The 21,798-nt window shown below is 72.8% G+C and carries 23 protein-coding genes and 1 tRNA gene; 14 read left to right on the top strand and 10 right to left on the bottom strand.

The features are described from left to right. Positions 1-104 precede the first annotated feature (104 nt). Entirely contained in the window at positions 105-1,556 is a 1,452-nt protein-coding gene (locus ASD90_RS20415; RefSeq protein ID WP_235506832.1) for a sugar transferase, read from the bottom strand. 387 nt (positions 1,557-1,943) lie between these two features. Between ASD90_RS20415 and eno the strand changes: the two genes are divergently transcribed. From eno to ASD90_RS20435, 4 genes are all read left to right on the top strand, one after another. Beyond that, positions 1,944-3,245 carry a phosphopyruvate hydratase gene (gene eno / locus ASD90_RS20420; RefSeq protein ID WP_056760527.1) on the top strand — a complete coding sequence of 434 codons (1,302 nt, stop codon included), beginning with the start codon at positions 1,944-1,946 and terminating at the stop codon, positions 3,243-3,245. A gap of 124 nt (positions 3,246-3,369) precedes the next feature. Continuing rightward, positions 3,370-4,050, top strand: a complete 681-nt coding sequence (locus tag ASD90_RS20425) for a septum formation initiator family protein (protein WP_235506833.1) — start codon at positions 3,370-3,372, stop codon at positions 4,048-4,050. A gap of 38 nt (positions 4,051-4,088) precedes the next feature. Then, positions 4,089-4,664 carry a DUF501 domain-containing protein gene (locus ASD90_RS20430; RefSeq protein ID WP_056760533.1) on the top strand — a complete coding sequence of 192 codons (576 nt, stop codon included), beginning with the start codon at positions 4,089-4,091 and terminating at the stop codon, positions 4,662-4,664. Further along, a complete protein-coding gene (locus tag ASD90_RS20435) occupies positions 4,657-5,631 on the top strand; it encodes an exopolyphosphatase (protein ID WP_056760536.1) in 975 nt (324 codons plus the stop codon). The genes ASD90_RS20430 and ASD90_RS20435 overlap by 8 nt, the downstream gene beginning before the upstream one ends. A gap of 7 nt (positions 5,632-5,638) precedes the next feature. Here ASD90_RS20435 and mptB read toward each other — a convergent pair whose 3' ends face one another. Together mptB and ASD90_RS20445 are read right to left on the bottom strand one after the other, a co-directional pair. Continuing rightward, the gene (gene mptB / locus ASD90_RS20440) at positions 5,639-7,222 is read right to left on the bottom strand and encodes a polyprenol phosphomannose-dependent alpha 1,6 mannosyltransferase MptB (protein ID WP_056760538.1); all 1,584 of its coding nucleotides are present in this window, start codon (positions 7,220-7,222) and stop codon (positions 5,639-5,641) included. Between the two features lie 196 nt (positions 7,223-7,418). Then, a tRNA-Leu gene (locus tag ASD90_RS20445) sits at positions 7,419-7,493 on the bottom strand. Positions 7,494-7,678: 185 nt separating this feature from the next. On the opposite strand from ASD90_RS20445, the gene ASD90_RS20450 reads away from it, so the two are divergent. Continuing rightward, positions 7,679-8,563 carry a Bax inhibitor-1/YccA family protein gene (locus ASD90_RS20450; protein WP_056760540.1) on the top strand — a complete coding sequence of 295 codons (885 nt, stop codon included), beginning with the start codon at positions 7,679-7,681 and terminating at the stop codon, positions 8,561-8,563. Positions 8,564-8,569: 6 nt separating this feature from the next. Then, positions 8,570-8,854 carry a hypothetical protein gene (locus ASD90_RS20455; RefSeq protein ID WP_056760541.1) on the top strand — a complete coding sequence of 95 codons (285 nt, stop codon included), beginning with the start codon at positions 8,570-8,572 and terminating at the stop codon, positions 8,852-8,854. Positions 8,855-8,945: 91 nt separating this feature from the next. On the opposite strand, the gene ASD90_RS20460 is transcribed toward ASD90_RS20455, so the two are convergent. After that, a complete protein-coding gene (locus ASD90_RS20460; RefSeq protein ID WP_056760544.1) occupies positions 8,946-10,169 on the bottom strand; it encodes an acetyl-CoA C-acetyltransferase in 1,224 nt (407 codons plus the stop codon). 224 nt (positions 10,170-10,393) lie between these two features. Between ASD90_RS20460 and ASD90_RS20465 the strand changes: the two genes are divergently transcribed. After that, positions 10,394-11,155, top strand: a complete 762-nt coding sequence (locus ASD90_RS20465; protein ID WP_056760546.1) for a hypothetical protein — start codon at positions 10,394-10,396, stop codon at positions 11,153-11,155. A gap of 83 nt (positions 11,156-11,238) precedes the next feature. On the opposite strand, the gene ASD90_RS20470 is transcribed toward ASD90_RS20465, so the two are convergent. After that, the gene (locus ASD90_RS20470) at positions 11,239-12,423 is read right to left on the bottom strand and encodes an SGNH/GDSL hydrolase family protein (RefSeq protein ID WP_056760549.1); all 1,185 of its coding nucleotides are present in this window, start codon (positions 12,421-12,423) and stop codon (positions 11,239-11,241) included. 146 nt (positions 12,424-12,569) lie between these two features. On the opposite strand from ASD90_RS20470, the gene ASD90_RS20475 reads away from it, so the two are divergent. Next, complete coding sequence (locus ASD90_RS20475; RefSeq protein WP_056760551.1) at positions 12,570-13,940, top strand: cystathionine beta-synthase; 1,371 nt, start codon at positions 12,570-12,572, stop codon at positions 13,938-13,940. A gap of 93 nt (positions 13,941-14,033) precedes the next feature. On the opposite strand, the gene ASD90_RS20480 is transcribed toward ASD90_RS20475, so the two are convergent. Then, positions 14,034-14,606 (bottom strand): HhH-GPD-type base excision DNA repair protein, encoded by a 573-nt coding sequence (locus ASD90_RS20480; RefSeq protein ID WP_056760553.1) that lies wholly within the window; start codon positions 14,604-14,606, stop codon positions 14,034-14,036. Positions 14,607-14,637: 31 nt separating this feature from the next. After that, entirely contained in the window at positions 14,638-15,291 is a 654-nt protein-coding gene (locus ASD90_RS20485; RefSeq protein ID WP_056760556.1) for a YigZ family protein, read from the bottom strand. Between the two features lie 124 nt (positions 15,292-15,415). On the opposite strand from ASD90_RS20485, the gene ASD90_RS23660 reads away from it, so the two are divergent. The 3 genes from ASD90_RS23660 to ASD90_RS20500 all read left to right on the top strand — a co-directional run bounded on the left by ASD90_RS23660 (position 15,416) and on the right by ASD90_RS20500 (position 16,746). Further along, on the top strand, positions 15,416-15,934 hold the full coding sequence (locus tag ASD90_RS23660) for a WXG100 family type VII secretion target (RefSeq protein ID WP_056760559.1): 519 nt from the start codon (positions 15,416-15,418) through the stop codon (positions 15,932-15,934). An 84-nt stretch (positions 15,935-16,018) separates the two neighbouring features. After that, positions 16,019-16,384 carry a CrcB family protein gene (locus ASD90_RS20495; RefSeq protein ID WP_056760562.1) on the top strand — a complete coding sequence of 122 codons (366 nt, stop codon included), beginning with the start codon at positions 16,019-16,021 and terminating at the stop codon, positions 16,382-16,384. Continuing rightward, positions 16,381-16,746, top strand: a complete 366-nt coding sequence (locus ASD90_RS20500) for a CrcB family protein (protein WP_056760566.1) — start codon at positions 16,381-16,383, stop codon at positions 16,744-16,746. Before ASD90_RS20495 ends, ASD90_RS20500 begins: the two co-directional genes overlap by 4 nt. Here the strand turns inward: ASD90_RS20500 and ASD90_RS20505 are convergent. Next, complete coding sequence (locus ASD90_RS20505; protein WP_056760568.1) at positions 16,739-17,428, bottom strand: sirohydrochlorin chelatase; 690 nt, start codon at positions 17,426-17,428, stop codon at positions 16,739-16,741. The genes ASD90_RS20500 and ASD90_RS20505 overlap by 8 nt on opposite strands. Before the next feature lie 156 nt (positions 17,429-17,584). Here ASD90_RS20505 and cobA point away from each other — a divergent pair, with 156 nt between their 5' ends. Both cobA and ASD90_RS20515 read left to right on the top strand, forming a co-directional pair. After that, positions 17,585-18,655, top strand: a complete 1,071-nt coding sequence (gene cobA / locus ASD90_RS20510) for a uroporphyrinogen-III C-methyltransferase (protein WP_056760571.1) — start codon at positions 17,585-17,587, stop codon at positions 18,653-18,655. A 158-nt stretch (positions 18,656-18,813) separates the two neighbouring features. Beyond that, on the top strand, positions 18,814-19,947 hold the full coding sequence (locus ASD90_RS20515; RefSeq protein ID WP_056761133.1) for a uroporphyrinogen-III synthase: 1,134 nt from the start codon (positions 18,814-18,816) through the stop codon (positions 19,945-19,947). On the opposite strand, the gene ASD90_RS20520 is transcribed toward ASD90_RS20515, so the two are convergent. Then, complete coding sequence (locus ASD90_RS20520) at positions 19,937-20,326, bottom strand: helix-turn-helix domain-containing protein (protein ID WP_056760573.1); 390 nt, start codon at positions 20,324-20,326, stop codon at positions 19,937-19,939. The genes ASD90_RS20515 and ASD90_RS20520 overlap by 11 nt on opposite strands. A gap of 96 nt (positions 20,327-20,422) precedes the next feature. Here ASD90_RS20520 and ASD90_RS20525 point away from each other — a divergent pair, with 96 nt between their 5' ends. Next, complete coding sequence (locus ASD90_RS20525) at positions 20,423-21,301, top strand: SDR family oxidoreductase (RefSeq protein ID WP_056760575.1); 879 nt, start codon at positions 20,423-20,425, stop codon at positions 21,299-21,301. A gap of 59 nt (positions 21,302-21,360) precedes the next feature. On the opposite strand, the gene nirD is transcribed toward ASD90_RS20525, so the two are convergent. Further along, positions 21,361-21,795 carry a nitrite reductase small subunit NirD gene (nirD, locus tag ASD90_RS20530; RefSeq protein ID WP_082588920.1) on the bottom strand — a complete coding sequence of 145 codons (435 nt, stop codon included), beginning with the start codon at positions 21,793-21,795 and terminating at the stop codon, positions 21,361-21,363. Positions 21,796-21,798: the final 3 nt, after the last annotated feature.

Raw genomic sequence — 21,798 nt, forward strand, 5'->3', positions numbered from 1 at the left:
CGGCCGGACGCCATAGGCCCTCGGGTTCGTGAGCCGGCACCAGACGGTGAGGGCCGCGTCACCGGGTGCGGTGTCGCGGCCCTCACGGGGCTGGCGGAGCGGCGTCAGTAGGCGCCGCGCGAGGCGAAGACCGCGTGGATGGTCTTGGCCATGATCGAGAGGTCCTGGACGATGGACCAGTTGTCGACGTAGTAGAGGTCGAGGCGCACCGTGTCCTCCCACGAGAGGTCGCTGCGTCCGGACACCTGCCACAGACCGGTCATGCCGGGCCGGACGTGGAGACGGCGCTGGACGTCGGGGACGTAGCGACGCACCTCGGCCGGCAGGGCGGGCCGCGGGCCGACAAGGCTCATGTCGCCGTTGACGACGTTGATCAGCTGAGGCAGCTCGTCGATGGAGTAGCGGCGGATGAACGCGCCGACGCGGGTGATCCGGGGGTCGCTCTGGGCCTTGAAGAGGACGCCGTCGGCGTTCTGGTTCAGGTGCGTGATGCCCGACAGCCTGGCCTCGGCGTCGACGACCATGCTGCGGAACTTGAGGCACTCGAAGAGCTCGCCGTCGCGCCCCACGCGGGTCTGGCGGAAGAGGATCGGGCCGCCGTCCTGGAGCTTGGTGGCGACCGCGACGACGATCATGACGGGCGCGGCGACCAGCAGCAGCAGCGTCGCGCCCATGAAGTCGAACGCGCGCTTGAGGCCGCGGGAGGCGCCCAGGCTCTGGGGCTGCTCGACGTGCACGAGGGGCAGACCGCCGACCGGGCGCATCGCCATGCGGCCAGAGCTGATGTCGCTGAGGCTCGGCACGACCGCCATCTGCACGTGGTGGCCCTCGAGGTCCCAGGCGATCCGGCGGAAGTCGACGGCCGACGGGAACGCGCCCTCGGTGAAGACGACCATGTCGGCCTTCTCGGCGATCACCGACTCCGCGGTCTGCCCGGTGGTCCCGACGACCGGGACCCCTTGCGGGGTGGACGGTGTGGGCTGCGACTCCGGCGTCAGGGCGCCGACGATGCGGTAGCCGAGCCAGGTCTCTCGCTCCAGGACCGCGGCGACGTCGTCGACGTGACCGGCCGAGCCCGAGATGAGCACCCGGGTCAGCAGGTGGCCGTGGGCGTGGGCCCGGTGCACGAGGCGCCGGGCGTACCAGCGCCAGAGCAGCACGAGGGGCAGCCCGATGGCGAAGATCAGCACGAAGAACCCTCGGGAGAGGTTGAACTTCGTCAGGTAGCTGAGGATGCCGATCGCCCCGGCCGTGAGCCCGGCCGCACTGCAGACCCGCGCGTACTCGATGGTCCCGACGCCCAGGTGGCTGCTCGTGTACGTCCCGAGCGCGAGGTTCGCGACCATCCAGGCAGCCACGATCCACAGGCCGACCGACTGGGCGACCTGGTTGACGTCGTTCGCGACGTCGAAGACGTCGAGACTCGTGCGTCCGACGGCCGCCAGGGCGGTCGCCGCCGTGATGATGACGAGGTCTCCACCGGCGATGCCGAGCTGCAGCAGCCGCTGCCCCCGACTCCTCTCACTGAGCGGCTGCGTCACAGGACGCGCGCTCACGTTCAGCAGAACAACCCCCGACTCGCGCATGGGCTGACCCATGTCCACACCCCACCCCCGGCACCCACTGGTGCCCTATTCACGACCAGCTCCACCCCCCCGGATGGCTAGTTGTGAGTATGCCTGCTCCCGGTCAGTCCTTGGTAAGGAAGAGGTAAAAAAAGTATGGGTGGAAGGGCCCCGTTTGTCCCCGTGTCCGATACGTCCGGGTCTGCCCCACCTGCCGTTCGTCCTGCCCGTATGCCGGGTCGCTCCACCGGGCCGCGGACCCCACGGGCTAGGCTCGTCCCAGCACTGTGCCCGGTGTCCGGGGGTCGGTACCACCGCGTCCCGCCCGCGCCGAGCACCCAAGAGCACCCATGAGCAGCACCAGCACAGGAGAGCCAAGTGGCCAGCATTGAGGAGATTGGCGCCCGCGAGATCCTGGACTCGCGCGGCAACCCCACCGTCGAGGTCGAGATCCGTCTCGACGACGGCACGTTCGCTCGCGCGGCCGTCCCGTCGGGTGCCTCGACCGGCGCCTTCGAGGCGTCCGAGCGACGCGACGGCGACAAGGGCCGCTATCTCGGCAAGGGCGTCGAGCAGGCCGTCGACGCGGTCATCGAGGAGATCAACCCGCGCCTCGTCGGCTTCGACGCGAGCGAGCAGCGCCTCATCGACGCCGAGATGATGGCGCTCGACGGCTCGTCCAACAAGGAGAACCTCGGCGCCAACGCGATCCTCGGGGTCTCGCTCGCCGTCGCGCACGCCGCGGCCGAGTCGGCGGGCCTCCCGCTCTTCCGCTACGTCGGCGGCCCGAACGCCCACGTGCTCCCGGTCCCGATGATGAACATCCTCAACGGTGGGTCGCACGCCGACTCCAACGTCGACATCCAGGAGTTCATGATCGCGCCGATCGGTGCGCCGACCTTCCGTGAGGCCGTGCGCTGGGGCGCCGAGGTCTACCACGCGCTCAAGAAGGTCCTGCACGAGCGCGGTCTCGCGACCGGCCTGGGCGACGAGGGCGGCTTCGCCCCCGACCTCGAGTCCAACCGTGCGGCGCTCGACCTCATCCTCGAGGCGATCAGGGCGGCCGGCTACGAGCCGGGCCGCGACATCGCCCTGGCCCTCGACGTCGCGGCGTCCGAGTTCTTCGAGGACGGCTCCTACGCCTTCGAGGGCGCGAGCAAGTCGGCCGACGAGATGGTCGCCTACTACGCCGAGCTCGTCGAGGCCTACCCGCTCGTGTCCATCGAGGACCCCCTCAACGAGGAGGACTGGGACGGCTGGAAGTCGATGACCGACCTGCTCGGCTCCAAGGTGCAGATCGTCGGCGACGACCTCTTCGTCACCAACCCCGAGCGCCTCGGCCGCGGCATCTCGACCGGCACCGCCAACGCGCTGCTCGTCAAGGTCAACCAGATCGGCACGCTCACCGAGACGCTCGACGCCGTGACGCTCGCGCAGAGCAACGGCTACCGCTGCATGATGAGCCACCGCTCGGGCGAGACCGAGGACGTCAGTATCGCCGACCTCGCCGTCGCCACCAACTGCGGCCAGATCAAGACCGGCGCCCCGGCCCGCTCCGAGCGCGTCGCGAAGTACAACCAGCTGCTGCGCATCGAGGAGGAGCTCGACGACGCCGCCGTCTACGCCGGCACGGGCGCCTTCCCGCGCTTCGACGCGAGCCGCTTCGGCGCCGAGGGCTGACCTCGTGGCCGACCGCACGCCATCCCGCCCGGGCCGCCCGTCGTCGACGGGTCGCCCGGGCGGCGGCGCGCGGCCGTCCCCGGCCCGCCACGCACCCGGCACGAAGGCGGGCGAGAAACCCGGCGTGAAGCCCGGCGTGAAGCCCGGACCCAAGCCGGGGCCGAAGGCAGCCTCGAAGCCCGGCACCTCGGCCGGGGGAGCGTCGGGTTCGACGTCCGCCGGCCGGGCCTCCTCCGCACGGTCGACGGGTCGTGCCGGTGCCGGCCGCTCGTCGGCCACGCGGCCCGGCCAGTCCCGACCCGGGGCCTCGCGCGCGAGCCGCCCCGGTGCGGGCAAGGAGCGCCCGGCTCTCGCGGCCCGCCCTCGCTCGCCCCAGACGGCCCCGCCGTCGGCCTCGACGGCGTGGGTGCGCGGCGCCATCCTGCTCGGCATCCTCGTCATGCTCGCCGTGACGATCGTGCCGACCCTCCGCTCGCTCGTGCAGCAGCGGGGCGACGCCTCGGCCATGCACGACAAGGTCGCCGAGCAGCGCGAGACCGTGCAGCAGCTCGAGCGCGAGGCCGCGCTGTGGAAGGACCCCGCCTACATCGAGGTCCAGGCGCGCGAGCGCCTCAAGTTCGTGCGGGTCGGCGACCGCGCCTACACCGTCATCGACCCGTCCACCGACGACGCGAGCGCTCCGGCCTCGGAGCGCCCCGTCGTCGCCGCGCCCATGGCCAACGCCGCGTCGCCCTGGTACGGCAAGGTGTGGCAGTCGATCCAGATCGCCGACCGACCCACCGCGGGTGTCACCCGCACCAGGTGACCCGTGGTCACCCCTGAAGCCCGAGAAGTGAGTTCCGCGTGAGCGTCCCCTCCCGTCCGTCCCCGCAGCCCGAGGCGGGCACCCACCAGGTCGAGGTCGCCGACCTCGACGCCGTCGAGCGCCAGCTCGGCCGCCCCCCGCGCGGCGTGGCCGAGGTGGCGCACCGCTGCCCGTGCGGCGAGCCCGACGTCCTGCGCACGGAGCCCCGCCTGCCCGACGGCACCCCGTTCCCGACGACCTACTACGCGACGTGCCCGCGCCTGACCGGCGCCGTGAGCACGCTCGAGACCGGCGGTCTGATGAAGGAGATGACCGAGCGGCTCACCCACGACGAGGAGCTCGCCGCGGCCTACGCCAGGGCGCACGAGCACTACCTCGCGCAGCGTGCCGAGCTCGGTGACGTGCCCGAGATCGACGGCATCTCCGCCGGCGGCATGCCGACCCGCGTCAAGTGCCTGCACGTCCTCGTCGCCCACTCGCTCGCTGCAGGTCCGGGCGTCAACCCGCTCGGTGACGAGGCCCTCGCGATGCTCGACGACTGGTGGCTCCCGACGTCGTGCGCCGCCGTGCACGCGGCCGAGGACGCCGCCGCCGAGGTGGCCGCCGGTGAGTGACACGACCCTCCGCGTCGGCGCTATCGACTGCGGCACCAACTCCATCCGCCTCCTCGTCGCCGACGTCGACCCCGCCACGGGTGCCCTCACCGACGTCCGGCGTCGCATGGAGATCGTCCGCCTGGGTCACGGCGTCGACCGCACGGGTGTCATCGCCCCCGAGTCGATGGAGCGCACGCTCGCGGTCACCCGGGAGTATGCCGCGGCGTGCCGTGAGCTGGGCGCGGTGCACGTGCGCTTCGTCGCCACGTCGGCCTCTCGCGACGCTCGCAACGCCGCCGACTTCATCGAGGGCGTGCGTGCCGCGTTCGTCGAGCACTACGGCACCGAGGTGTCGCCCGAGGTCGTCTCCGGTGACGAGGAGGCGGCGCTGTCGTTCGCGGGCGCCACGGGAGACCTTGCGGCACAGGGGGTCTCCGGGCCCTACCTCGTCGTCGACCTCGGTGGCGGCTCGACGGAGCTCGTCCGCGGCACCGATCACGTCGAGGTCGCCCGTTCGGTCGACATCGGCTGCGTGCGGATGACCGAGCGACACCTCGTCAGCGACCCGCCCACCGACGCCGAGATCGCGGCGGCCGTGCGCGACGTCGACGCGGCACTCGACGTGGCCGAGTCCGTGGTCCCCCTCGAGGGCGTCGCGACGCTCGTCGGACTCGCCGGCAGCGTCACGACGATCACGGCGCACCTGCTGCGCCTGACGGCATACGACGCCGAGCGCACCCACCTGGCGCGCTCCGCGCCGGCCGACATGGTCGCCGCGTGCGACGACCTGCTGGCCATGTCGCGCGCGCAGCGCGCCGAGCTGCCCTACATGCACCCGGGGCGCGTCGACGTCATCGGCGCGGGCGCACTGGTGTGGAGACGGGTCGTCGAGCGGGTCGTCGACCGCGCGGGCGTCACCGAGGTCGTCACGTCCGAGCACGACATCCTCGACGGCATCGCGCTCAGCGCAGCCCGCGGCGCCTGACCGGGCGTCAGCCGCGGGGGAGCGCGGCGGCGAGCACGGGCTCGCCGGCCTGCTCGTGCACGCGACGGCGGTTGGCCCGCAGCCGGGCCGCCATCCACAGGGCTGCCGAGACGCCGAGCGCCCACGTGCCGTTGGAGACCGTCGCGTCGACGACGCCATAGGTCACGAAGAAGAGCGTCACGAAGACGACGGCTCGCACGTGCTTGGCTGAGAGGCGCACGGCGGCGAGGAGCAGCCCGCCCCAGAGGAGGTACCACGGGTGGAGGACCGGGCCGGAGGCGCAGAGCACGAGCAGGGCGCACGCGGTGGCGAGCACCGGGTTGCGCGGGGCGACGCGCCACGTGATCCACGCGATGCCGGCGAGGCTCACGAGCAGGCCGATCGTCTGCGCGATGGGGACGGGCGCCGAGGCCACGCTCTCGGGCATGCCGGCCAGCCTCAGGAGCCACTCGACGACGCTGCCGACGAAGGTCGGGGGCGAGAGCATCGAGCGCAGTGAGACCGGCACGGAGAGGTTCGGGATCCAGCCCCAGCCCAGGCCGGTCAGCGCCGTGATGCCCGTGAACGTCGACGCGGTGATGCCGCCGTAGACGAGTCCGTGGCGGACCATCGCCTTGAGGCGCGCCGGGGCGCCGGGCTCGAGGTCGGTCTGGGCCTGCAGGGCCATGCCGACGACGCCGATGAGGGCCAGGACGGCCGTCTGCTTGTAGGCGGCGGCCGCCGCGATCGTCATGGCCGCCAGGATGAACTGGCCGCGGCTGGCGAGGAGCAGGGCGAAGACGACGAGGGCGACCATGACGGCGTCGCCGTGCCCACCGCCGATGAAGTGCATCATGACGAGCGGGTTGAGCACCCCGAGCCAGAGGGCGTGCCGGCCGCTGACGCCGTAGCGCTCGGCGAGGCGGGGGAGGGCGTACGCGAGCAGCCCCACCGCGAGCAGCGCCGGCACGCGCATGGCGACGGCCGAGACGTACGCGTTGTCGGGGAAGATCCCGACGACGACGTGCTGGACCTGGAGCGCGAGCGGGCCGTACGGCGCAGGGGTGTCGACCCACATCGGGTCGACCTGGTCGGCGAACGGCCCCGGCACCCAGAACGGGCCCACGGCATACGGGTCCATCCCGCGGGAGACGATCTTGCCCTGGGCGGCGTAGCTGTAGGCGTCGCGGCTGAAGAGCGGCGGCGCGAGCATGATGGGCAGGCTCCAGAGGAGCCAGGCGAGCGAGGGCGCCTTGCGGCCGTGGACCGGGCGCATCCGCAGCCACGCGTCGACGAGCAGCGCCATGCCGACCGCGAGCAGGATCGTCGTCAGGACCCGTCCGGCTCCGGTGCCGAGCCACTCGAGGCCGAAGCGCTCGATGAGCGGCGACGCCGGCAGCTCGAAGGTGTCGGCGGGCAGGAAGGCGGGGCTGATCGAGCCGGCCGCCACCAGCGACATGCCGAGCGTGCCGCGGCGGACCATGGGGTCGGCCCAGCTGCGACGCATGGCCGCGGCGAGACGCTCCCCGAACTCGACGACGCGGGGGTCGACGACCCAGGGCGTGCGGACGGGAGCCGTCGTCGTCGCGCCGGCGACACGGTGCTCCAGCACCCGCTGCTCCTTCGTGTGGTCTGAGGGGTTCGCACTCTCGATGCGGCACAGGTCGTGCAGGAGCGCGGTGAACTGGCCCCTGGACCTCGATCTCGAGGGTCAGTCTAGGCGGAGCGGGAGGGTGCGTGCCGTGCCACGCCCAAGGCGTGGGCCGGACTGTTACCTTGCCGCTCTGGGACGGCTGACTTCCGTCACGTACCCCCGGAGGGACTCGAACCCTCACCGTTGGCGATTTTAAGTCGCCTGCCTCTGCCGATTGGGCCACGGGGGCGGGGTCCCCAGTATGCCCGTCGAGCCGTGCCGGGACGGTCGACCGGGCCGCGTCACGATCACGTTTCGGGCGTGTGCTTCTCGCGCGCGGGAACCTTCCGGAGGGGTGCGTTCGCTTACTCTTGGGGACAGTCGCCACGCCCATTCGCGGGTCGTGGCACCCAGTGCTTCGAGGAGCGCACTCACATGGCAGGTGGAAACCCGGTCTTCGACCGGCTCAACAAGCAGATCGAGAAGGAGCGCTACGCCGGCTTCGACGCGCCCCAGGGCAGTCCGCAGCAGCCGGCGCAGCAGGGCACGCAGGCCGCCACGGCCGGCTACGCGGGCCAGGATGCGATGACCGCGCAGCAGCTCAACGAGATGTACGCGCAGCCGCCGGCCGGTCCGGCCGACACCGGTCGCGTCACGGTCGACGACGTCGTCGTCAAGAGCATCGCGCTCTTCGTCGTCACGATCGCCGTGGCCTTCGTGTCGTGGTTCTGGACCGAGGCCAACACCGACATGACGCTGCCGTTCTGGCTCGGCGGCATGTTCGGCACGCTGATCCTCGGCTTCGTCATCGCCTTCATGAAGAAGGTCTCGGTGCCGCTGCTCATGGTCTACGCCGTGCTGCAGGGCGCCTTCCTCGGTGCCTTCAGCCAGTACATCGCGGCGATCCCGGACTACGACGGCGTCGTGCAGATGGCCGTGCTCGCGACGCTCTGCGTCTTCGTGGCCATGTACGTCGGCTACGCGACCGGCTTCGTCAAGGTCAACGACAAGACGCGCCGGATGTTCTTCTTCGCGATCGTCGGCTACGGCCTCTTCTCGCTGCTGCAGGTCGTGCTGCTCATGACCGGCGTCATCGACGGCTGGGGCTTCGGGGCCAGCGGCCCGCTCGGCATCGGGCTGTCGATCCTCGGCGTCGGCCTCGCGTCGTACTCCCTGGCCATCGACTTCGACTCGATCGACCGTGCGGTCCAGATGGGCGCCCCGAAGAAGTACTCGTGGCTGCTCGCCCACGGCCTCATCGTCTCGATCGTCTGGCTCTACATCGAGTTCGTCCGTCTCTTCGCGCGTCTGCGCGACTGACGTCCGATGACACCTTCAGGCGCGGGTTCGCCGACCCCGCAGGAGGTGTCCGACGAGCTCCGGCGCGTGGTCGAGCGGTGGCACCAGCTGCCGCTCGACCACGTCGTCCAGTCGCTCGCCGACCGCGTGGCCGGGTCCCGTGGCGGCGAATCGCAGCCGGTGCCCGACCTCGGCCCGGCCGTCGTCATGGACCAGCTGGCCGTCATGGTCCTCGACCTCTATCGGGCCCGGCCCGGCACCGACCCCACCTCAGTCGCGGACGAGCTGGCCGGCATACGCCGCTCCCTCTAGGCGAGTGGGCTCCTTCCCCCGGCCCCGAACACCGAGTGGGCACCGTCCCGCGGGGACGGTGCCCACTCGACGTGGTGCTGGGGGAGGAGCCTCAGCTGAGGCGCTCGAAGATGACGGCCATACCCTGGCCGCCGCCGACGCACATCGTCTCGAGGCCGAACTGGCCGTCGCGCTCGCGCAGCGCGTTGACCAGGGTGCCGGTGATGCGCGCGCCGGTCGCACCGAACGGGTGGCCGATGGCGATGGCGCCGCCGTTGACGTTGAGCTTGTCGTAGTCCATCCCGATCTGGTCGGCCGAGCCGATGACCTGGGCGGCGAAGGCCTCGTTGATCTCGTAGAGGTCGATGTCGCCGATCGACAGGCCCGCACGCTTGAGGGCGAGGTTGGTCGCGTCGACCGGGCCGAGGCCCATGATCTCGGGGGAGAGGCCGGTCGCGGCCGTCGAGACGACGCGCGCCAGCGGCTCGAGCCCGAGCTCCCTGGCCTTGGTGTCGCTCATGATGACGAGCGCCGCGGCGCCGTCGTTGAGGGGGCAGCAGTTGCCGGCGGTCACGGTGCCCTGCTGGCGGAAGACGGGGTTCAGGCCCTGCACGGCCTCGAGCGTCACGCCGGCGCGGGGGCCGTCGTCCTTGGTGACGACGGTGCCGTCGGGGGTCGTGACCGGCGTGATCTCCCAGTCGAAGAAGCCCCGGCCGATGGCGGCCTCGGCGCGGTTCTGCGAGGTGACACCCCACTCGTCCTGACGCTCACGGGAGATGCCGTAGGCCGTCGCGACGTTCTCGGCCGTCTGGCCCATCGCGATGTAGATGTCGGGGAGCAGGCCCTCCTCGCGCGGGTCGGTCCACGTCTCGTTGGTCTCGGCGATCCGCTTGGTGCGGGCCTGGGCCTCGGTGAAGCGGCCGTTCTGCTGGTCCTCCTTGGCGCCGCCGGCACCGGCCCAGTCGGTGTACTGCGAGACGCACTCGACGCCGGCCGACACGAAGATGTCGCCCTCGCCGGCCTTGATCGCGTGGAAGGCCATCCGGGTCGTCTGGGCCGAGGAGGCGCAGAAGCGGTTGATCGTGGCAGCGGGTGTCGCGTCGAGGTCGAGCAACGTGGCGACGACCTTGGCCATGTTGGAGCCGTGCCGGCCCGAGGGCTCGGCGCAGCCGAGGTAGAGGTCCTCGACGAGGCGCTTGTCGAGCGCGGGCACCTTGTCGAGCGCGGCCTGGATGACCGTGGCGGCGAGGTCGTCGGGACGGACCTCCTTGAGCGAGCCCTTGAAGGCCCGGCCGAACGGCGAGCGGGCGGTCGAGACGATGACGGCTTCGGTCACGGGGGATCTCCTGGTGCAGCATCGACAGCCCGCGCGGCGGTGCGACGGGCGACTAAGCGCTTGCTCAGTCCCCACGATGGTAGGACGTCCTCGCACCGGTTGGACAGGCCGTCGGCCATGACCTGCGTCTCGCCGATAGGGTGGGGCAGTTGTCGGCGCCGTCCGCGCCGACCCGGTCCGGACACCCACACCGGACCCTCCGACGATCAGGGGGCACGCCCACCATGAAGACCTTCACGACCCGCGTCGTCGCCGTGTCCGGCGCGATCGCGATCAGCCTCGGCGCAGCCGCGTGCTCGAAGTCCGAGACGCCCACCAGCGGCTCCACCGGTTCCAGCTCGTCCACGCCCGCCGCCTCGACGAGCTCGACGTCGACCCCCGCCGGCGACGCCCCCGAGGCCTCCGACATCCTCGACAAGGCCAAGACCAACGCGCTGGCCGCCACGTCGGGCGCCTTCGTCGGCCAGGTCGACCAGAGCGGCAAGACGATCAAGATCGACTTCAAGGGCACGAGCGACGGCAAGACCGCCGACATCGCCATCGAGATGGAGGGCGACGGCAAGGCTCGCGTCATCTCCGTCGGCGACGCCGTCTACATCCAGGGCGACGAGACCTTCTGGAAGAAGCAGGGCGCCCCGGCGTCCGTGCAGAAGGCCGGCGACAAGTTCATCAAGGCGCCGTCCTCGGCCGGTTCGATGACCGAGAGCCTCAGCCTCAAGAGCTTCCTCCAGAAGGCCTTCGGTGCGGTCACGCCGGAGCAGCTGGCCACCGACGTCGCGAGCGAGAACGTCGGCGGCGTGGACTGCTGGGTGCTCACCGACAAGAAGGGCAAGGCCGAGGGGGCGCTCTACGTCTCCAAGGACAAGAACGAGGTCGTGCGCTTCACCGGCTCCACGGACAGCCCCGGCCAGCTCGACTTCTCCCAGTGGAACGCCGACCTGGGGATCAAGGCGCCCGAGGCGAGCCAGATCATGAAGATCAGCTGATTCCGTAAGCAGCACGAAGGGGCCGTCCGCACGAGCGGGCGGCCCCTTCGCCGTCCCCGGTCCCCGGTCCCCGGGTGCCGGGGTCAGCGCAGGACGGGGTCCTCGGCGCGTCCGTCCGAGGGCCGCCCGTCCGAGTCGCCGGAGCTGCCGTAGTCGCCGGAGTCGCCCGCCCGCAGCGGGTCCGCCTCACCGAGGGCGTAGGCCGTCCCGGTCGTCCCCGGACCCGACCCGGGCGCGTCGGCGGGCACCTCACGCGTTCCTCCCGACGCCGGCAGGGGCACGGCCGGACGAATGCGGTGCAGCAGCACGGCCCAGCGCCCGTGGGCGCCCCGGGCCTGCCCGCCGACCTCGGCGGGGGCCACCTCCGTGCCCGGCTGCGTGACGGCGCGGGTCGCCGCGACCGCCAGCGGGCCGACGCTCTCGCCGCGGCGGAGGTTGGGCTGGATCGGGGTGCGCCCCTCGCCGAAGAGGTCGAGCGCCGCGCTGACGGTCGGGAGCAGGGCTGCCGCGACGCGCGCGTAGCCGGCCGGGCTCGGGTGGAAGCGGTCCTTGCTGAACATCACGTGCGGCTCGGCCGAGAAGGCCTCGCTGAGCAGGTCGCCGATCGACACGGCACGGCCGCCGGCCTCGACGACGGCGACCGTCTGTGCCGCGGCGAGGTCGCGGGACCAGCGGCGCGCGAGCAGGCGCAGGGGCTGGGGCAGGGGCTGGATGGCGCCGAGGTCGGGGCAGGTGCCGACGACGACCTCGGCCCCGGCCTCGCGGAGGCAGTGGACGGCCATCTCGAGGTGGCGCACGGCGATGGACTTGTCGATGCGGTGGGTCACGTCGTTGGCACCGACCATGATGACGGCGACGTCGGGCGCGGGGACGGCGGCGAGACCGCGCTCGACCTGCTCGTCGAGACCGGTGGACTCGGCGCCGATGACGGCGACGTTGGTCAGCTCGACCGGCCGGCCGCTGAAGGCCGCGACGCCGCTGGCGATCGTCGCGCCGATGGTCTGGTGCGGATGGTCGGCGCCCATCCCCACACCGGTCGAGTCGCCGAGCACGAGGAACTGCAGGGGCACGCCCGAGCCCGAGCCGTAGGTGCCGCTGTCGGACGGGGCTCCCTCGAAGGGCTGGCCCACGATCCGTCGGGCCATCATCGCCTCGCCGCGCAGGATGCCGTAGCCGAGGGCTCCGAGCGCGCCGAGACCGGCGACGCCCATCCCGCCGCCGTAGGCGGCCGCCTGGGCGATCTTGCGCGCGCGTCGTGCACGCCCCATGCCGGAGCCCCTCCCTCGTCGTGGTCGAGCCGGCTCGACCGGGTCCACCACGGTAACGCCCCACCCGGACCGTCCGTGCCCCGTTTGCCGCTGCTGGGCGGCACCGCCTGTCTCGGCACGTGGGACGGCCCTCCTAGGATGGGCGCGTGAAGTACGCAGAGAACGTCGCCGACCTCGTCGGCAACACGCCCCTGGTCAAGCTCGGCTCCGTCGTCGCGGACGCGGGGGTGAGGTGCACGGTGCTGGCCAAGGTCGAGTACTTCAACCCCGGCGGCTCGGTGAAGGACCGCATCGCCCTGCGCATGGTGGAGGCCGCCGAGCGCGACGGCCTGCTCAAGCCGGGTGGCACCATCGTCGAGCCGACGAGCGGCAACACCGGCGTCGGTCTCGCCCTCGTCGCTCAGCGCCGTGGCTACCACTGCGTGTTCGTCTGCCCCGACAAGGTGAGCCAGGACAAGCGCGACGTGCTCAAGGCCTACGGCGCCGAGGTCGTCGTCTGCCCGACCGCGGTCGAGCCCGAGCACCCCGACTCCTACTACTCCGTCTCCGACCGGCTCGTGCGCGAGATCGACGGGGCCTGGAAACCGAACCAGTACTACAACCCCGAGGGCCCCAACAGCCACTACCTGACGACCGGTCCCGAGATCTGGCGCGACACCGACGGCCGCGTCACGCACTTCGTGGCGGGCGCCGGCACGGGCGGCACGATCAGCGGCACCGGCAAGTACCTCAAGGAGGTCAGCGACGGCGCGGTGCGCATCATCGCCGCCGACCCGGAGGGCTCGGTCTACTCCGGCGGCACGGGCCGCCCGTACCTCGTCGAGGGCGTCGGTGAGGACTTCTGGCCCGGCGCCTACGACCCGTCGGTCGTCGACGAGGTCATCGCCGTCAGCGACGCGGACTCGTTCGAGATGACCCGCCGCCTCGCCCGCGAGGAGGGGCTGCTCGTCGGTGGGTCGTGCGGCATGGCCGTCGTCGCCGCCCTGCGCGCCGCGAAGGACCTGCCCGAGGACGCCGTCATGGTCGTGCTGCTGCCCGACTCCGGACGCGGCTACATGAGCAAGATCTTCAACGACGAGTGGATGCACTCCTACGGCTTCCTCAACGACCACACCGAGGCCACGGTCGGCTCGGTCCTGCACGGCAAGTCGGGCGACATGCCGGCCCTCGTGCACACGCACCCCAACGAGACGATCCGCGACGCGGTGCAGATCCTGCGCGAGTACGGCGTCTCGCAGATGCCGGTCGTCAAGGCCGAGCCGCCCGTCATGTCCGGTGAGGTCGCCGGTTCCGTCAGCGAGCGGGCCCTGCTGGCAGCGCTGTTCACCGGCCAGGCCCACCTCGCCGACTCCGTCGAGAAGCACATGGAGAACGGCCTTCCCCTCGTCGGTGCCGGCTCGCCGGTGTCGGCGGCCCGCAAGGAGCTCGAGGAGTCCGATGCGATCCTCGTCGTCGAGGACGGCAAGCCGATCGGTGTGCTGACGCGCGCTGACCTGCTCGGCTTCCTCGCCGACTGATCCTCGTCAGGCGCTGCCTGAGAGCACGTATGCCGCTGGGCTCGCTTCTCGTGGAAGCGAGCCCAGCGGCATACGTGCGAAAAGCCTGGTGGGTCAGGCGTCCTGGGCTGCCTTGGCGCTGGCCTTCTTGGCCTGCTTGTACTCCCGCACCTTGATGAGTGAGTCGGCGTCGACGACGTCGGCCACCGAGCGGTAGCCGTCGAGCGCGTAGTCGCCGGCGACGGCCTCCCAGCCCTCCGGACGGACGCCGAGCTGCTTGGCGAGCAGGGCCACGAAGATCTGGGCCTTCTGCTTGCCGAAGCCCGGCAGCTCCTGGACACGAGCGAAGAGCTCCTTGCCGGTGGTCGCCTCGGTCCACAGCCGGGTGACGTCACCGTCGTAGCGGCTCTCGACGAGGGCAGCGAGCTCCTGCAGGCGCGCGGCCATGGAGCCGGGGAAGCGGTGGATCGCGGGCGGCGTGCTGGCCATGGCCTTGAAGGCCTCGGGATCGGCGGCCGCGATCGCCGCGGGGTCGAGCGTGCCGAAGCGGCTCAGCACCTTGTATCCGCCCCGGAAGGCGTGCTCCATGCCGTACTGCTGGTCGAGCATCATCCCGACGACGACGGCGAACGGGTACTCGTCGAGGACCTGGTCAGCGGCTGGTTCGTTGGCGATCTGGAAGCCCATGCAGGCATGCTCTCACGCGGGTCCCGGCCGGTCAGCCCGCCGGGACCGCGACCCAGGACGAGGGTCCGGCGGCGAGGCTGCCGGCGCCAGACGTCAGGGCTCCGACGAGGCCACGGACGGAGTCCTGCGTGCCCGGCTCGACGGCGAGCCCGAGGACGAGCCCCGTGGCGCCCCAGGCGGTCGACGTGACGGCGCAGCCGGGGTGTCCACGCAGCGCGTTCTCGAGGCGTGGCCCGTCGGCGCCCGTGACGGTCACGACGAGTCCTTCGCGCAGCTCGTAGGTCACCACGGTGGCGGCGTCGACGGCGGTGGAGACGGCGTCGCCGTAGGCCCGGATGAGGCCTCCGGTGCCGAGCAGGGTGCCGCCGAACCATCGTGTGACGACGGCCACGACGTCGGTGAGCCCGCGGCCGCGCAGCACGTCGAGCATCGGCGCACCCGCCGTCCCGGAGGGCTCGCCGTCGTCGTTGCTGCGCAGGGTCGCGCCGTCGGGCCCGAGCACGAAGGCCGTGCAGTGGTGCCGGGCGTCGCGGCTGCGCGCCCGCACCTGGTCGACGAAGGCGCGCGCCGACTCCTCCGTCGCCGCGGGCGCCAGGTCGCAGACGAAGCGCGAGCGCTTGACCTCGAGCTCGGCGGAGGCGGGCGACGCGAGGGTCAGGTAGCGACGTGGCGGGCGCAGCGGCATACCTTCCTCGGGCGGCGGGTGGGACGCTCCGAGTATGCCGGGCGGCCGGGGAGGGCTCCCCGTTGCACGAGGCGCGGCCGTCGGGTGAGGATGGGCCCGGTTTGCCGGGGTGAAGGGGAGATCCGTGTTCTCGAAGGGTGCTGACGTCGACGCGCTGCGCGACTCGGCGGGTCGGATGGCGTCGTTCGGACGCGAGGTCGACGTCGTCCGTGCGCGCGGACAGCGTGCGGTGTCCGCGATGCAGCGCGTGTGGCAGGGCCCGGACCTGCAACAGCTCGTCGAGCGCTGGCGCCGGGTCGAGCACGACCTGACCCGCATCAGCTCCGAGCTCGACCGGCTGTCCAGGCGCCTGCACGACAACGCCGATCTCCAGCACCGGTCGAGCGGCACGTCCGCGGGGTCGGGTGGTTGGCACCACGTCGGCGGCGGTGGCGCTCCGGCGGGCGGCGGACCGGGCGGCGGGCGGCCGCTCGTCACGCCCGGCGTGCCGCAGCCGCTGCACGGGGTGGGCGGGAGCCACTGGATCGGCACTGTCGACGGTGCGGGTGCGGCGGTCGCGCCCCTGGACGCCACCTACGGGCCGCTCCTGCCGGCGGGTGTGCCGGCCGCCGCCGCCCACGGGCTGGGCCTGCCGATCCACTGAGCGCCACGCCGCTGGCACGACACCGCGGCACGCCCGGGCGTGGGCCACCCGGGGCCGCGGCGGTCCGGCTGAGAGACTGGCGGCATGCACCCGTTCGCAGTGGCCCTCGGCGGCGCCGTGGGCACGCTGCTCCGGCTGCTCCTGACGGTGGGCGGCGACCACGGGGGCGGTTGGGACCCGCGCATCAGCGTCATCAACGTCGTCGGCGCGTTCCTCCTCGGCCTGCTCGTCCGCCTTCCCGTGAAACCCCGCCTGCGCTCGATGCTCGGCTCCGGCGGGCTCGGGTCGCTGACGTCCTTCTCCGCGCTCAGCATCGCCTTCGTCGACGGCACCCCGGGGTATGCCGTCGCGCTCGGCCTGCTGACGAGCATCGTCTTCGGGGTGGCCGCGGCCGCGCTGGGCATGTGGTCGGGCGGTCTGCTCACCGCCGCCGAGCGGGAGACCGCGTGAGCTCGGTCGCGTGGTGGGGCTGGGTGCTCGCCGTGGGGGCCGGCTCGACCGGGGCGCTGCTGCGCACGTGGCTCGTGCGCACGCTGTCGAAGCGCCCGCTGCCCTTCGGGGTGCTCGCCGCGAACGTCGTCGCATCGGTCGTCGGCGGGGTCGTCGTCGCCGACCGCGTCGAGCTCGGCCCGACGTGGACGCTCGTCGTCATCGGCGGCTTCTGCGGCGGTCTGTCGACGCTGTCGACCCTGGCGGCCGACACCGTGGAGCTGTGGCTCGAGAACCGGCGCCGTGACGCCGTGGGCAACGTCGCCGCCAACGTCGCGCTCGGCTTGTTCGCAGCCTGGGGCGCGTGGGCGTTCGTCAGCTGAGGTAGCGCTCGACGACGACGTCGACGAGGGCGTCGGGTGCGGGTTCGTGGGGCAGCAGCAGCGGGGGAGTGACGACGTCGGCGCCGGACCTGCCGGCGAGATCGGCGAAGAACCCGGGGGCGAGCAGGTAGGTCGCGACGACGACCCGCCGACCCGGGATCCGCTGCGCCGCAACGGCATCGGCCAGCGTCGGCTGCGCGGCGGAGAGGTAGCCCGCCACGACGGGGCGCTCGAAGATCCGCGCGAGAGCGGCGGCCACGCGTTCGCAGTCGGCGACCGCGGAGGACTGCGACGACCCGGCGGCGCCGAGCACCACGACGTCGTCGTCACGCAGGCCGGCAGCGACGAGACGGTCGCGCAGCAGATCGGCGAGTCGGTCGTCGGGCCCGAGAGCGGGGGCGACGGTCGTGCCGGGCACGGCGTCGGCGGCCTCCGCCAGGTCGACGTAGACGTGGTAGCCCGCAGAGAGGAGCAGCGGCACCAGCCGGGCGGGGGCGTCGCCCTGCAACGAGGACAGCACGGCGGCCGGGTCCGGTGGCTGCACGTCGACGAACGCCGCCCGGACCGTGAGATCCGGGCGCCGGGCGGCGACCGCCGCGACCAGGCTGCCGATCGCCGACCGGCCGGCGGCCGACGACGTGCCGTGGGCCACGGCCACGAGCACGGGCGCTGGGCTGGTCATGGCCTCACTCTGTCAGGTCCGCGACGGTCGCCGGCGCCCCGACCGGCCCGGCGGGGACGCGTCCACGCGACCGCACCGCACGCGTACGACCGGGTGAGCCGGTCGTTACCGGGCCATCGCGGGACGGAAACGCTGACGAAACACGCGCTTCCTACCGTGGGACCCGACGTGGAACGCGAGCTGCGACGGGAGGCCGCCGTGCTGATCGAGACCGACCTGACGGGACTTCCCGTGCTCGTCGTGGGGCCTCCGGGCCTCACGGCCGCCGTCGTGCGTCGTCACGAGCGAGCCGGGGCCGTGGTGACGGTGGCCGCCTCGCCGCGTGACGTGACGACGCAGGTGTGCGCCCGCGTGCGGCTCGCCGTCCTCGTCGGGCCGGCGTCGACGTGGGTCACGGTCCGCGACTCGCTCGCGGGCCGGTGCCCCGTCGTCACCGAGCCGGTCCCGGATGCGCCCCGGGGCCGGGTCGTCCTCGTCGGTGCGGGTCCCGGGGGTCTCGAGCTGCTCACGCTCGCCGGGATCCGCGCCCTCGCGGAGGCCGACGTCGTGCTCACCGACCGGCTCGCCGAGGTGGGCGATCTCGCCCGACTCGCGCCCGGGGCCGAGGTGGTCGACGTGGGCAAGCGACCCGGACACCATGCCGTGCCCCAGGACGAGATCGAGCGCCTCATGGTCCAGCGCGCGCTCGCCGGCCTCACGGTCGTGCGGCTCAAGGGTGGCGACCCCTACGTCTTCGGACGTGGCGGCGAGGAGGTCGCGGCCGCCGTGGAGGCCGGGCTGCCGGTGACGGTCGTGCCGGGGGTCTCGTCTGCGGTCGGCGTGCCCGGGAGTGCCGGCATACCGGTGACCCACCGCGGCGTCAGCCACGTCTTCACCGTCGTCTCGGGGCACGTCCCGCTCGAGCCCGAGCAGGCACGCTCACTCGCGGGGCTGGGGGGCACGGTCGTCTTCCTCATGGGCATGCACAACCTCGTCCCACTGACGACGGCCCTGACGCGAGCCGGGCTCGACGCCGACACCCCCGCCGCGGTCGTGGAGCGCGGCTTCTCACCCGACCAGCGCAGCGTCGTCGGGACCCTCGCCACCCTGCCCGACCTCGCGGCACGGGCCGGCGCCGCCTCGCCCTCGGTCATCGTCGTCGGCGAGGTCGTGCGCCAGTCCGCCGTGTGGGCTCGCCGCGTCGGGACCGGGTCCTTCGACGGGCTCGCGACGGGCGTCGTGGCGTGAGCGAGCCCACCGCGCCGACCGAGCCGACCGCCGCGCCCGCCGCGCCCGCCGCGCCCGCCGCGCCCGCCGCGCCCGCCGCGCCCGCCGCGCCCGCCGGACCCGCGCGGGCCGCAGGTGTCGCGGGTCGGAGCCACCCGCGTACGGCCTGGTCTGCCGAGCTGACGGGTCCCGACACCGACGCCGCCCGCGTGGACTCCACGGGGCCGGTGCTCGACGGCTTCCGGATCGCCGTCACCTCGGACCGGCGGTCCGGCGACCTCATCGACGCCTTCGTGCGCCGTGGTGCCGAGGTGCTCCACGCGCCGGCCGTGCGCATCGCACCCGTCGACGAGGACGAGATCCTCATCGGCGACACCCGCGCCGTCATCGAGAGCCGGCCCGACGTCGTCATCGTCACGACGGCGTACGGCTTCCGCCGCTGGGTCGAGGCCGCGGACGCGGCAGGGCTCGGTGAGGACCTGGCGCGCACGCTCGACCACGCGCGCATCATCGTCCGCGGGCCCAAGGCGCGCGGCGCCGTCCGCGCGGCGGATCACGACGACGACGGCATCGCCGACGACGAGCGCACCGCGTCGACCGTGGGGCTGGCCCTCGAGGGCGGCGTCGTCGGGCGGCGCGTCGCCGTGCAGCTGCACGGCCACGAGGACGTCGAGCAGCTCGAGCGGCTGCGTTCAGCCGGGGCGACGGTGCTGACGGTGGCGCCCTACCGCTGGGTGCGGCCGACGGACGAGAGCCGGCTCGGACGTCTCGTCGCGGCGGTCGCGGCGCGTGAGGTCGACGTCGTCACGTTCACGTCGGCGCCCGCGGTCGACGGACTCGTCTCTGCCGCAGCGCAGCTCGGCATGGACGGCGTGCTCGTCGATGCCATGCGGTGCGGGGTCACGGCGGCCGCTGTCGGGCCCGTGACGGCTGCGCCGCTGCTCGACCTCGGGGTCACGCCGATCGTGCCCGACCGCTTCCGGATGGGGGCGCTCATCCGCACTGTCATCGAGCACCTGACGCTCAACGGTGTCGCCGAGGTGCAGACCGCGCTCGGGCCGCTCGTCGTGCACGGTCGGGTCGTGACGTTCGGCGGGGAGACGGTCACCCTGGCTCGCGGGCCGCGCGCGATGCTCGCGGCCCTCATGTCCGAGCCGGGCGCGGTGCTGAGTCGCGAGCGGCTGCTCGACGAGCTGCCCGAGGCCGAGAACGAGCACGCGCTCGACATGGCGGTGAGCCGCCTGCGCTCGGCGCTGCCCGACCGCCATCTCGTCCAGACGGTCGTGCGACGGGGCTACCGCCTCAACGTGTAGCGGCCGACGCCTCGGCGTCGCCGACGATCGCCGGGGCGTGGTCGGCGATCCAGTCCATGAGCGGCACCATCCGCTCGGCGAGGTCGCTGCCTCGCGCGGTGAGGGAGTACTCGACGTGCGGCGGGACGACGGGCCGGGCGTCGCGGTGGACGAGCCCGTCGGCCTCGAGCATGCGCAGGGTCTGGGCGAGCATCTTCTCGCTCACACCTTCGGCGCGACGGCGCAGCTCGCTCCACCGCAGCGGCTCGCCCTCGGCGAGGGCGAGGATGACGAGCGTGCCCCACTTGCTCGTGACGTGGTCGAGCACGACGCGGCTGGGGCAGTCGGACGAGAAGACGCCGTCGGGGAAGTGCCGACGCAGGGTGGGACTAACCGTCATGTCAGTACCTTACTTCAAAGTGGGTACTAACTTCTGGGAAGTATGCACCTGGTGCGGTCGTTCTCGTGGGTGTCAGCCCCACCCGAAAGGAACGTCATGACCCTTCTCGTCACCGGTGCCAGCGGCCACCTCGGCCGTCTCGTCGTCGAAGCCCTCCTCGAGCGCGGCACGCCCGCCGCCGACGTCGTCGCCACCGCCCGCACGCCCGAGTCGATCGCCGACCTCGCCGACCGCGCTGTGCAGGTGCGCCGGGCCGACTACACCGACCCCGCCTCGCTCGACGCCGCCTTCTCCGGCGTCGACCGGCTCCTGCTCGTCTCGGGCAGCGAGGTCGGTCAGCGGGTCGCCCAGCACGCCAACGTCATCGACGCGGCTGCACGCGCCGGAGTCGGCTTCGTCGCCTACACGAGCATCACCCGTGCCGACACCTCCGACCTCGTGCTCGCCGCCGAGCACCGCGCGACCGAGGAGCTGCTCGCCGCGTCGGAGTTGCCGCACGCCCTCCTGCGCAACTCCTGGTACCTCGAGAACTACACCGGCCAGCTGCCTACGTTCCTCGAGCACGGCGCCGTCATCGGGGCAGCCGGTGCGGGACGCGTCAGCGCCGCGACCCGGGCCGACTTCGCCGACGCCGCCGCCGTCGTCCTCGCCGGTCAGGGTGGCGTGGAGCACGAGGGCGCCGTCTACGAGCTCGGGGGAGACCAGGCGTTCACCCTCGGCGAGCTCGCCGAGACGGTGGGTCGCGTCGCCGGCCGCGAGATCGTCTACACCGACCTCCCGGTCGCCGACTACACGGCCGCTCTCGTCGCGGCCGGCCTCCCGGAGGGGTATGCCGCCGTGCTCGCCGACGGTGACCGCGGCCTCGCCGCAGGTGCCCTGTTCACCGACAGCGGCGACCTGTCGCGTCTCACCGGCCGCCCGACGACCGGCCTCGAGGACGCCCTCCGCGCCGCCCTCGTCGCGCACCCCGCCTGACCCCCGCCCTCAACCGTCGAGAGGCCACGAACCGGACCCCGGTTCGTGGCCTCGGGTGGTCAGGGGAGGGGGACGCCGATGCGGACAGTGCCGGCCTGGACGCGGACGGCATACGTCGGCAGGGCGACCGCGGGGTCGTCGAGGGCGGCGCCGGTACGGAGCGAGAAGACCTGCTTGAGCAGGGGTGACGCCACGGTCGGCTCCCCGCCCCGGTCGCCGGTCAGGCCCCGGGAGAGCACCGCAGCGCGGGCGTACGGGTCGAGGTTGTCGACGGCGTAGATCATGCCGTTCGGCAGCAGGAAGAGGGCCGCCTGTGCGCCCCCCGGAAGCAGCACCGCGACGCCGCGACCCGGCACGAGCGCCGTGACCGGACAGGCCGGCACCCACTGCCTCGCGCCGGGTGGCGGCAGGATGCCCGGCCGCACGGCGCTGCGCCCAGCGGACGGTGCGACGTCGACAGGCGGGGCCCCGGGAGGGGTGACGAGTGTGGTCATGAT

This window comes from Terrabacter sp. Root181 (genome assembly GCF_001428505.1).
GTDB lineage: Bacteria > Actinomycetota > Actinomycetes > Actinomycetales > Dermatophilaceae > Terrabacter.